The sequence below is a fragment of the Pseudarthrobacter oxydans genome (assembly GCF_030812335.1).
Classification (GTDB): domain Bacteria; phylum Actinomycetota; class Actinomycetes; order Actinomycetales; family Micrococcaceae; genus Arthrobacter; species Arthrobacter oxydans_B.
This window is the reverse complement of the sequence record NZ_JAUSSN010000004.1, coordinates 340,631-351,900: the sequence shown is the minus strand read 5'-3', so window position 1 is coordinate 351,900 and position 11,270 is coordinate 340,631. Positions and strand designations below refer to the sequence as shown.

At 65.4% G+C, this 11,270-nt stretch carries 8 protein-coding genes and 1 pseudogene; 4 read left to right on the top strand and 5 right to left on the bottom strand.

Going from position 1 to position 11,270, the window contains the following annotated elements:
- Positions 1-10: 10 nt before the first annotated feature.
- Positions 11-1,171 carry an acetylxylan esterase gene (locus J2W14_RS09145; protein ID WP_307461434.1) on the bottom strand — a complete coding sequence of 387 codons (1,161 nt, stop codon included), beginning with the start codon at positions 1,169-1,171 and terminating at the stop codon, positions 11-13.
- Between the two features lie 373 nt (positions 1,172-1,544).
- Between J2W14_RS09145 and J2W14_RS09140 the strand changes: the two genes are divergently transcribed.
- The 4 genes and pseudogenes from J2W14_RS09140 (at position 1,545) to J2W14_RS09125 (ending at position 5,721) form a co-directional block, all read left to right on the top strand.
- A complete protein-coding gene (locus tag J2W14_RS09140; protein ID WP_307461431.1) occupies positions 1,545-2,489 on the top strand; it encodes a carbohydrate ABC transporter permease in 945 nt (314 codons plus the stop codon).
- On the top strand, positions 2,479-3,429 hold the full coding sequence (locus tag J2W14_RS09135; protein ID WP_307461429.1) for a carbohydrate ABC transporter permease: 951 nt from the start codon (positions 2,479-2,481) through the stop codon (positions 3,427-3,429). The genes J2W14_RS09140 and J2W14_RS09135 overlap by 11 nt, the downstream gene beginning before the upstream one ends.
- Before the next feature lie 139 nt (positions 3,430-3,568).
- Positions 3,569-4,214 (top strand): annotated as a pseudogene (locus J2W14_RS09130) (ABC transporter substrate-binding protein); the annotation flags it as partial.
- Between the two features lie 376 nt (positions 4,215-4,590).
- Complete coding sequence (locus tag J2W14_RS09125; protein ID WP_307461427.1) at positions 4,591-5,721, top strand: ABC transporter substrate-binding protein; 1,131 nt, start codon at positions 4,591-4,593, stop codon at positions 5,719-5,721.
- 363 nt (positions 5,722-6,084) lie between these two features.
- Here the strand turns inward: J2W14_RS09125 and pyk are convergent, their stop codons facing one another.
- The 4 genes from pyk to galT form a co-directional block, all read right to left on the bottom strand.
- Positions 6,085-7,584, bottom strand: coding sequence for a pyruvate kinase (pyk, locus tag J2W14_RS09120; protein ID WP_307461425.1), 1,500 nt, complete (start codon positions 7,582-7,584; stop codon positions 6,085-6,087).
- 232 nt (positions 7,585-7,816) lie between these two features.
- Positions 7,817-8,830 carry a UDP-glucose 4-epimerase GalE gene (gene galE, locus J2W14_RS09115; RefSeq protein WP_307461423.1) on the bottom strand — a complete coding sequence of 338 codons (1,014 nt, stop codon included), beginning with the start codon at positions 8,828-8,830 and terminating at the stop codon, positions 7,817-7,819.
- Positions 8,827-9,999: a galactokinase gene (gene galK, locus J2W14_RS09110; RefSeq protein ID WP_307461421.1), complete on the bottom strand. Its 1,173-nt coding sequence runs from the start codon at positions 9,997-9,999 to the stop codon at positions 8,827-8,829. The genes galE and galK overlap by 4 nt, the downstream gene beginning before the upstream one ends.
- A complete protein-coding gene (galT, locus tag J2W14_RS09105) occupies positions 9,996-11,150 on the bottom strand; it encodes a galactose-1-phosphate uridylyltransferase (protein WP_307461418.1) in 1,155 nt (384 codons plus the stop codon). Before galT ends, galK begins: the two co-directional genes overlap by 4 nt.
- Between the last annotated feature and the right edge of the window lie 120 nt (positions 11,151-11,270).

The following is an 11,270-nucleotide window of genomic DNA, read 5'->3' as shown; positions in this document are numbered from 1 at the left end:
TCCTCGGTGGCTAAGTGGTGGGTAGGGGATGAAGGGTGGTCCGGGCGGCGCGCAGGGTCGTGGACAGGTAACTGATGGCTTCATTCTGCATCGCCGCAGTAAACACATGGCCGCCGGGCCAGAAGCTGCCCGTATAGCTTTCGCGCCCGTGCAGGGATTCCAGGATCTGGTGGGCCTGGCGCATTCCTTCTTCGGGGAACAGCTCATCGGCCAGCGCGTACTGCACCAGGAATCCTTGGGCAGCGGATCTGCCGGTCAGTTCCGGCCAGTCGCCCACCGCCCACAGACCTGGGGTCTGGAGCAGCCAGGAATGGGCATCGAGGTAGGCAGGCAGCAGCGACTGGAACGTGGTCATCATGCACGTGATCACGTAGTTCCGGATCCGCGGGCTGAGGACCGCCAGGGCCAGGGCACGGCCGCCGCCGCCTGAGAACCCGATGCAGCCCAGCCGCTCCGCGTCCACTCCGGGCAGGCCGGCAAGGATGTCCAGGGCGGCAAGGTCGTCATGGGCCGCCATCCCCGCCAGGCTGGTGCCCAGCAGGCCAGCGGCCTTGGCCGCCGTGTCCTCGTGGATTCCGGCGGCGGCGTTATACAGGTCCGCGTCAGAAGGTTCGATGCCGGCCTCCCGCCATTGCGACTTCCTTGCCTCCAGTGCGGCTTCCGTCCTCCACGGCGGCGTGGACAGATCGAAGCGCCGGCTGCCCCAGGAGAAGGTGTCATGGGCCAGGACGGCGAAGCCCCGGCGGGCAACGTCCGTGGCCAGTGCGCGCCCTCCGTAGTGTCCGGTCCGGGCCGCTGCCGCGGATGGGTGGGATTCGGGAAGGTCGACCAGCCGGTCGGCCCCGCCGAACTTGTTTCCGCCGTGGCAGTGCAGTGCCAGCACGCCGGGCAGCGGGCCGGAGCTCCCGGCCGGGCGCACAAGCCAGCCCGTGGTGGGGGGACCGAAGCCCAACTGCCAGCTCAACCGGGAGGTTGTCACGCCGCCGTGCGTTTCCTCGCAACGGACGGTTACGTCCGCCGGTGGGACAATGGACGGGACACCCAGTGCGTCCGACAGTTCCTGCGCCGCCGGGGTGGCTGCCTGGAAGCGCGGTCGGTCCAGGACGTAGGCAGGCCAGTTCTCAAAGCCTGCAATTGCACTGGGCCGGACCGGCCGGGAATCCTTGCTCACTGACCTGCCTGTTGTTTGGTTGATGAGGATGGCGAAGGCGCGTCGGATCTGTACCGGTGTTGATCAGCCGGTGAGGAATCCGTTTCAGAAAACGCTTTCTCAAAATCTACCCAAAGGGCTATACAGGAGTCAAGAAACCGTTTACTTTGGTACGGAGCCGCTTTCAACGTCCCGGGTGACGAACGCCGGATCCGGGAGCTGAACCCCAGCCGCCGCAGAGGGCGGAAACCGATCGTACAGTGCGATCATCCCTGACGTGGAGGGCCACGATGACCAAAGGAGGCCACATGGCCGCTAGAGACAGAACCGAGTTGCCGCGCCCGGCAGGAGTGCCGGCCGCAGCGGGCCTGCTGCGCGAGAGGGAGCCGCTGCTATGAGCGCCATGAGTGAACTGAGCACTCTCAAGGGCCGCAAGGGGCCGATGACAGCAGCGGAGAAGAAAGCCAACGGCCGGGATAACAAGGCCGCGTATATCTTCCTGCTGCCGTGGCTGGTGGGCCTGGTGGCCATCACCGTCGGTCCGATGCTGATGTCGCTGTATTTGTCCTTCACGGACTACAACCTGCTGCAACCGCCGGAATGGGTCGGGCTGGATAACTTCATCCGGATGCTCGGCGACGCCCGGCTGCACAACTCGCTGGCCGTGACGTTCACGTACGTGTTTGTGGGTGTGCCGCTGCAGCTCGCGGTTGCCCTGTTGATCGCGCTGGTACTGGACAAGGGCCTGCGGGGCCTGCCGTTCTACCGCTCCGTGTTTTACCTGCCGTCCCTGCTGGGCGGTTCGGTGGCCATCGCGATTTTGTGGAAGCAGATCTTCGGCACCACCGGACTGGTCAATCAGGCCCTAGCAATGTTCGGCATCCAGGGTCCGGGCTGGATCTCCGATCCGAGCACGGCCCTGAGTTCGATCATCCTGCTGCATGTGTGGACGTTCGGCGCCCCCATGATCATCTTCCTGGCCGGACTCCGGCAGATTCCGGTGATGTACTACGAGGCCGCAAAGGTGGACGGCGCCAGCACGCTTCAGCAGTTCCGGAAGATCACGCTGCCGATGCTCAGCCCGATCATCTTCTTCAACCTGGTGCTCCAGATCATCGGATCCTTCCAGTCCTTCACGCAGGCGTTCATCGTTTCGGGCGGCAACGGCGGCCCGTCAGACTCCACGATGTTCTTCACCCTGTACCTGTACCAGAAGGGCTTCGGCCAGTTCGACATGGGCTACGCCTCCGCGATGGCCTGGTTCCTGCTGGTCATCATCGGTGTGTTCACCGCCATCAACTTCATCGCCTCCAAGTATTGGGTTTTCTATGACGACTGACCTGCAGACGCTGCCCGCCCCGGACAAGAACACCGCCGGCGCCGGCAAGCCAACGAACCACCGCAAGCCCAAAAAGGTCCGCGAATCCCGCGGGACCCTGGCCTTCAGCCGGAAACAGCGGACCAAGGCGCTTGGCAAGCACGCCATCCTGATCCTGGCCGGGGCCCTGATGATCTACCCGCTGCTGTGGATGATCGCCTCCTCGCTCCGGCCCAACGACCTGATCTTCCGCGATCCCGGCCTCTGGCTGAACAGCCTGGAAATGAGCAACTACACCGACGGCTGGTCCGCGCTGACGCACCCGTTCGGGCACTACATGCTCAACTCGGCCATCGTGGTCATCGGATCCATCCTGGGCAACCTCATCTCCTGCTCGATGGCCGCGTACGCGTTTGCCCGCCTGCAGTTCACCGGCAAGAAACTGTTCTTCGGCATCATGCTGCTGACCATCATGCTGCCGTTCCACGTCGTGATCGTGCCGCAGTACATCCTGTTCTCACAGATCGGCTGGGTCAACACCTTCTGGCCGCTCATCGTGCCCAAGCTCCTGGCCACCGACGCGTTCTTCATCTTCCTCATGGTCCAGTTCATCCGCGGCATCCCCAAGGACCTGGACGAGGCCGCACGTATCGACGGCGCCGGCCACCCCCGCATCTTCCTGCGGGTCATCCTGCCGCTGATGGTGCCGGCCCTGGCCACCACCACCATCTTCACCTTCATCTGGACCTGGAACGACTTCTTCGGCGCCCTGATCTACCTCACGGACCCGGACATGTTCACCGTCCCTGTAGCACTGCGCGCCTTCGTCGATTCGCAGTCCGCCACGAGCTGGGGATCGCTGTTCGCGATGTCCATCGTGTCGCTGCTGCCGGTGTTCCTGGTGTTCCTCTTCGGCCAGAGGTTCCTCATCAAGGGCATCGCCACCACCGGCATCAAATAAGTCCGAAAGGCTACCCGCTCTACACGCTGGCCCGTCCCCGGATGGGCCAGCGGCGTCTCCGGAGGGGCGGGCCTGTTTCCGAAGCCCAGAAACCTTCTCCCAATGGCCGCTCCAGCCGCCGTACTCCGGCTTGATCCTGATCTCCGCGGCCACCGTCTTCGCCAACCCGGCCGTCTTCAAAGCAGCCGGTGTGGAAAATCCCATTGACAAGAACTGGACGTGGGAGGACTTCGAGCGCACAGCCGCGGAGGTCACCGCGAAGTCTCCCAGGGGCACTCACGCCGCTGCGTACGGCACGGATCAGGTTTCGTTGGGGGTGTTTGGCTCAGGCAGATCGGAAAGTCGCTCCAAGCCTCGGACGGCGGTCCAACCGGCTGCCCGCCGTGGAGAAGGCCGCCGGCAGCGAGCTGCAGATCCTGCGGTTCCCGTCCAAGACCGGCAACTCTTCCGACGCGCAGCTCTGGTGCACGGCATCCTCCCGCACCAAGCACCCCGAGAAAACCGCCAAATCCATCGACTTCCTGGCCAGCAGCAACAAGGTAGGCGAGTCCCTCCTGGCCGATCGCGGCGTTTACCCCAACTCGGACGTCCGCGCCGCGATCGCCCCTAAGCTGACGGCCGCCGACATCACAGTGGTCAAGTTCATCGATCAGAGCAGGGATGAGCTCGGTGAGGCGCCTGCCCCGCCGCCCGCGGGCATCCAAGAAATCGTCAAATCCACTTGGATGTCTGCGATGGGACTGTCGACAGGGTCAGTGGCAACCCAAGCTCTGCATTCGCTCTGACGTAGCCCGGTCGCACAAGTACCTGCCTGCCTGCACAACCGCCGGGACTGTCAAGTTTTCGTGTAACTGTCTTGGATCGGCGGAGCAACTGGAATGTGCGCATTTGTGACTTAATATGCGAATATTTGCGATTTAGTCTTGACGTGTGTCGTTCATCACTCCTACTGTGTGAGAAAGCGTTTTCTCGTTTATTGCATTGAGCTGAAAAGGATTCCAGATGACTCTGTTTGCCCGGAAGAAAATCACGGGAAAGATCGCCGCGGCCGTTGCCGCAGTATCCATAACGTTGACAGGTTGTGGAGCATCACCCCAGGCGGCGTCCGATGGCCCTGTGATTTTGCGGTTCAGCTGGTGGGGATCCGACACACGCCACAAGATGACGCAGAAGCTGATTGATGCCTTCGAAGCGAAAAACCCGGGCATAAAAATCAAGGGGGAGTACGGCGACTGGTCCGGCTACTGGGACAAACTGGCCACGCAGGTTGCCTCCCAGGACGCCCCGGACATCATCCAGATGGATGCACAGTACCTCGCTGAATACGCCGAACGCGGTGCCCTGCTGGAACTGAAGGACGTGGATCTGTCCAAGTTCGACCTGGCCGCCGCAGGTGCGGGGAAGGCTGATGGCGGGCAGTATGCCGTCACTGCGGGCATGAACGCCCTGGTGGTCCTGGCCAATCCGTCGCTCCTCTCCGCCAGCGGGGTGTCCCTGCCTGATGATTCGACCTGGACCTGGGATGAATATAAGGATAGGGCGGCCGACATCACAAGCAAGAGCCAAGCCGGCGTCTATGGTTCCGGACCGTTCGTCGGTGATGCCTCCTTCAATCTCTGGATGCGCCAGCACGGGAAGTCTCTCTTCACCGAGGACGGCGGTTTGGGCTTTGATGAGGGTGACGCCACCAAGTATTTCGAGATGCAGACCGACATGCGTGACGCCAAGGCTGTTCCGCCGGCCTCCGTGATAACCGAAGACAGCAGCGCGCCGCTGGATCAGCAGGGCTTGGCAACGAACCGCTTCGCCATGGGGTGGGTGTGGTCCAACCAACTTGCCCCACTGAGTACCGCCTCAGGGCAGGCACTGGAAATCCTCCGTCCGCCGAGCGTTGAGGGCGACGCCATGAAAGCCCAGCAGTTCTACAAGGCCTCGCAGTTCTGGTCCGCAAGTTCCCGGACCAAGCATCCCGCGGAGACCCAGAAGTTTATCGACTTCCTGGCCAACAGCGTCGAGGCCGGCGAAATCGGGCTGGCGGACCGCGGCATCCCGGGCAACTCGGAAGTCCGCGCAGCCGTCGCCCCGAGGCTGACGCCCACGGACGCCCTGACGGCCAAATTCATCGATGACATTGCCGATGAAGTAGGCGAGGCCCCTGCCGTGCCTCCCGCCGGATCCAGTTCAGTCACCGAAGTCCTGACCCGGTACGCCATCGAGGTGCACTTCAGCAGGATGTCCCCGCAGGAAGCGGCCAAGAAATCGATCGACGAGATCAAGAGCGCCCTCGCCTGATGCGGGAAGGACGACGCCGGATGCACAGTGCATCCGGCGTCGTCCTGTTTTGCGGCGGTTCCGCCCAGCAAAGCCTGAAGCGGACGCCCGTCATCCACCTTGCGGCGATGATGAGGAACCGTCTTACGGTGTTGCCGCGGTCTCGGGCAGCCCGCCGAGCACGGGCGCCCTACCGCTCGAAATGTCTGGTCAGGGCTGCATCCCGTGCCGCGGCAGGGGAGTGCCGAAGCCATGGGGCGGGTTGCCTTGTGGTTCTGTGAGAGCTGTGTGGGTACGCAGCCCGTTCGAGGGCGTCCACGACGTTCAAGGCCTGAGGTTCACGGAGGAGGCCATTAACCCTCCGCTTTACATGAACCCGAAAGACTAGACCCGGCTGTTCCGCTTCTTCTTTTCGGGCCAGGGGCCGAGCTTGTCCTTGGCTACCTCGGCGTCGCCGGTGCTGCCGGCGTCGGCGAGGTCGCCGACCCTGTGGACCTTGAGCATGTTCGTGGAACCGGCCTTTCCGGGAGGCGACCCGGCGGCGATAACGACCATGTCGCCGTCCTCGACGACGTCCATGTTCAGCAGGCTGCGGTCGACCTGGGCAGTCATCGCATCGGTGTGGCCCACCATCGGGACCAGGACCGGCTGGATGCCCCAGGTCAGCGCGAGCTGGTTCCAGACATGCTCCACCGGGGTGAAGGCGAAGACCGGGCGGATCGGCCGCAGCCGTGACAGACGCCGGGCGGAGTCACCGGACTGGGTGAACGCACAGATGTACTTCGCGTCCAGCTGGTCGGCGATTTCGACGGCGGCACGGGTGATGGCGCCGCCGCGGGTCTTGGGCTTGGTGCCCAGCGGGGGGACGCGCTCCAGGCCGTGGACCTCGGTGGATTCGATGATCCGGGCCATGGTCTTGACGGTCTCGATCGGGAACTTGCCCACGCTGGTCTCGCCCGAGAGCATGACTGCGTCGGCGCCGTCGAGCACGGCGTTGGCGCAGTCGGAGGCCTCGGCGCGGGTCGGGCGCGGGTTGTCGATCATGGATTCCAGCACCTGGGTTGCCACGATGACCGGCTTGGCCCAGCGGCGGGCCAGTTCAACGGCGCGCTTCTGCACGATCGGCACTTCCTCAAGCGGAAGTTCCACGCCGAGGTCGCCACGGGCCACCATGATGGCGTCGAAGGCGTCGATGATCTCGGGGAGCTGCTCCACAGCCTGCGGCTTCTCGATCTTGGCGATGACCGGCACGCGGCGGCCCTCTTCGTCCATGATCTCGTGGACGCGCTTGATGTCCGAGGCGTCGCGGACGAAGGAGAGGGCGACCATGTCCACGCCGCGCCGCATGGCCCAGCGCAGATCGTCCTCGTCCTTGACGCTCAACGCCGGCACGTTGACGGCAACACCGGGCAGGTTGATGCCCTTGTTGTTCGACACATAACCGCCGACGATGACCTGGGCGACGACCTTGACGTCGTCGACGTCGATCGCGCGGAGGGCGACCTTGCCGTCATCGATCAGGAGCGCGTCGCCGGGCTTGACGTCCTCGGTGAGGCTCTTGAGCGTGGTGGAGCAGATGTCCTTGGTGCCCGGGACGTCCTCGGTGGTGATGGTGAACGTGTCACCGACGGCCAGCAGGTGCGGCCCGTCCACGAACCGGCCCAGGCGGATCTTCGGCCCCTGCAGGTCGGCCATGATGGCCACCGGCTTGCCGAGCTGCCCGGCAGCCTTGCGGACGTTCTCGTACGTGGTGTCGTGCACGGCGTAGTCGCCGTGGCTCATGTTCATGCGGGCCACGTCGACGCCGGCTTCCAGCACGGCGAGAGTGTTCTCGAAGCTCGCGATTGCCGGTCCGAAGGTGGCCACTATTTTAGCGCGTCTCATATACCTGTCCTTGTCTCTTGCATTGGTGGGGTTGTGGCCGAAGCAGGTGAGGCGGCGCCACTAAGGGTTCGGGTCTACTGAGGCGGACTTGGCGGGAATGAAAGCGAAGGCCGGCTCGCCCGGACCGGGGCTTTCAGGTCCGGCGGCTGCGTCCCCTGCCGCCCGAAGCCGATGCTCAACGAGAGCCGGAGTGCGCGTCCGTCGTCGTTTGCGACCAGTTACAGGGCGTTGTTCAGGCGGTGTAGCCGTGGGGGTTGTTTTTCTGCCAGCGCCAGTGGTCCACGCACATTTCATCGACGGTCCGGGTGGTGGACCAGCTGAGGTCGGCCAGGGCAGAGGACGCGTCGGCCCAGAACGCGGGCAGGTCCCCGGCCCGGCGGGCGGTGATCTCGTACGGGATCGTTTTGCCGGCGGCTAATTCGAAGGAGCGGAGCACTTCGAGCACGGAGGAGCCGGTGCCGGAGCCGAGGTTCCAGCGCCGCACCCCGGCCCGGCCGGTAATGTGCCCGAGTGCGGCGACGTGGCCTTCGGCGAGGTCGACGACGTGGATGTAGTCCCGCTGGCAGGTCCCGTCCGGGGTGTCGTAGTCGCCGCCGAAGACCATGAGCTTCTCGCGCCGGCCGACGGCGACCTGGGCGATGAACGGGACGAGGTTGTTGGGGATGCCCTGTGGGTCCTCGCCGATCCGGCCGGAGGGGTGCGCACCGACCGGGTTGAAGTAGCGCAGCAGCGCGATGTGCCAGCGTTCGTCGGCGGCGCCGAGGTCGGCGAGGATGTCCTCGATCTGTTCCTTGGTCCGGCCGTAGGGGTTGTTCGCGCCGATCTCCATCTTCTCCAGGTACGGGCTGGGGTTGTGCTCGCCGTAGACCGTGGCGGAGGAGCTGAAGACGATGGAGCGGACGTTGTGGCGGTCCATCACGCGGAGCAGGATCAGGGTGCCGACGAGATTGTTGTGGTAGTAGCGCAGGGGTTCCCGGACGGACTCGCCGACGGCCTTGAGCCCGGCGAAGTGGATCACGGCGTCCACCGGGTCCGCTGCGAAGACGGCGTCCACGGCGGCCTCGTCGAGGAGGTCAACACGGTGGAACATGGCGGCCTTCCCGCTGAGCTCTGCGACCCGGTGCAGGGATTCCTCGCTGGAGTTCGCCAGGTTGTCGACGACCACGACCTCATGGCCGGCTTCCTGCAGGGACAGGACGGTGTGCGAACCGATGTACCCGGTTCCGCCGGTGACCAGAATTCTCATCGGATGCGTTCCGCGCCGGCGGCCGGGGTGACGGTGAAAATGTCCGGTGAGGTGAACCCGGCCTGCGTGAAGGCGCGGACGACGGCGTCGCGGACCTGCTGTTCGCGCCCGACTGGGGTCAGGGCGATGGCCGAGCCGCCGAAGCCGCCGCCGGTCATCCGGGCGCCGATGGCGCCGTGGCTGCGGGCGGTGTCCACGGCCAGGTCCAGCTCGGGGCAGGAAATCTCGAAGTCGTCGCGCATGGAGGCGTGGCTGGCATCGAGCAGGGGCCCGATGCGGGCCGGGCCCTGGGACCGGAGCGTGTCCACCACCTGCAGCACGCGGTCGTTTTCGGTGACGATGTGCCGGACCCGCCGGAAGGTCACCGGGTCGAGCCGCCCCCCGGCCGCCTCGAGGTCCGCGACGGCGACATCCCGCAGGGCTTTTACACCCAGGGCTGCTGCGCCGAGCTCGCAGGACGCGCGCCGGGAGGCATATCCTCCGTCGGAGTGGGAATGCGCGACCTTCGTGTCGATGACGAGCAGGACGAGTCCGGTGTCCTGCGCTTCGAACGGGACCAGTTGCACGGTCTGGTCGCGGCAGTCGAGGAAGACGGCGTGGCCGCCGGCCCCGCGCAGCGAGGCCGACTGGTCCATGATGCCGGTGGGTGCGCCGACGAAGGCGTTTTCTGCGTGCTGGGTGAGCGTGACCATCTCCTCGGCGGTCAGTCCGGCGCCGGTGAGTTCGTTGAGGGCTGTCACGACGGCGCATTCGATGGCGTGCGAGGAGGACAATCCGGCGCCAGGCGGGACGTCGGAGTGGAGGAGGAGATCGAAGCCGGGGACGTCGATGCCGCGCTGCTGCAGCGCCCAGACCACGCCTAAAGGGTATTTGGCCCAGCCGGTGACGGCGCCCGGGACCAGCGCGGCGGTGTCGGCCGCCACGATGCCTTCGGCGCCGGCGGTGGAGAGCAGCCGGATGGTGGAGTCCCCGCGGGGCCGGATTGCCGTCGTCGCCCGCTTGTCGATGGCGAAGGGCAGGACGAAGCCCTCGTTGTAGTCGGTGTGCTCGCCGATCAGGTTGACCCGGCCGGGGGCGGCCCAGACGCCGTCTGGGGCCGCTCCGAAGGTCTCCTCGAAGCGGGACGCGAGGTCGCTGGCGTGAGCGTCAGTGCGTGCGGTGGTGTTCATGCGGGAGCGCCTTCCGGGGTCAGGGTGGCCGGGTTCTGGATAGCATCGGTCGCGACGACGGCGACTTCGCGCAGCCGGGCCGCGACGGATTCGGGGGTGGTGTCGTTGATGAACGCGCCCATGGCGGCCTCGGAGCCGGCAAGATACTTGAGCTTGTCCGCGGCGCGGCGGGGCGAGGTCAGCTGCAGGTGCAGGTGACCGGCCCGGCGCAGGGCCGGCTCGAGCGGCGCCTGGTGCCAGGCCGCGATGTAGGGGGTCGGCGTCGGATACAGGGCGTCGAACCGCTTCAGCAGTTCGGGGTAGAGCTGCGCCAGTTCGTCGCGCTCGGCCCCGTTCAACGCCGCCAAGTCCGGGACCTGGCGGTGCGGGACGAGGTGGACTTCCAGCGGCCAGCGCGCGGCAAAGGGAACGTAGGCGCTGAAGTGTTCACCCTCAAGGACCATGCGGCTGCCATCGCTGCGTTCGGATTGCAGGAGGGAGGATGTCAGGCTCGCCGTGCCGTCCGAGCTGTCGAAATAGTCGCCGGCCGCGGCGGCCAGGACCGCGGCGCGGGGCGTGACGTACGGGTAGGCGTAGATCTGGCCGTGCGGGTGGTGCAGTGTGACGCCGATGTCCGCGCCCCGGTTTTCGAACGGGAAGACCTGCTGGATGCCCGGCAAGGCGCTGAGTGCTTCCGTGCGGTGGGCCCAGGCGTCGATCACCGTCCGGGTGCGCTGCCAGCCCAGTCCGGCGAAGGACCCGGTGTGCTGCGGGGTGAAGGCGACGACTTCGCAACGTCCCACCGCAGGAGTGGTGGTCCCCCAGACAGGCGCGACAGGAATCTCGCTCGTGTCCGGACCCAGCGAGGGAAACCGGTTCTCAAAGACTGCCACGTCATAGTCCGGAGCCGGAATCTCGGTCTGGTTGGCCGGCGTCGTCGGACAGATCGGGCACTGGTCCGCCGGCGGTAAGTGCGTCCGGGACTGCCGGTGCGCCGCGACAGCCACCCAGTCCCCGCTGAGCGCATCGAAGCGCAACTGGCCGGGCTCGGGGCGGGCTGGCAGTTCGCGGTGGTCTACCAGGGACGCCGGAGGGCGCTGCGGAGACCCGGCGTCATCGAAGTAGAGGATCTCCCGGCCATCTGCCAGCCTGGTCATCGTGGTACGTGTCATAGTCTATTTTTACACTAAAAAACAATTTCAAACAATAGAGAACATAAGGAATCAATGCGACTATCGTCGGATTCAGGTGGAAGATTAGGATGGGCGGGAAAAGAAGACCGGCGCAGTCGC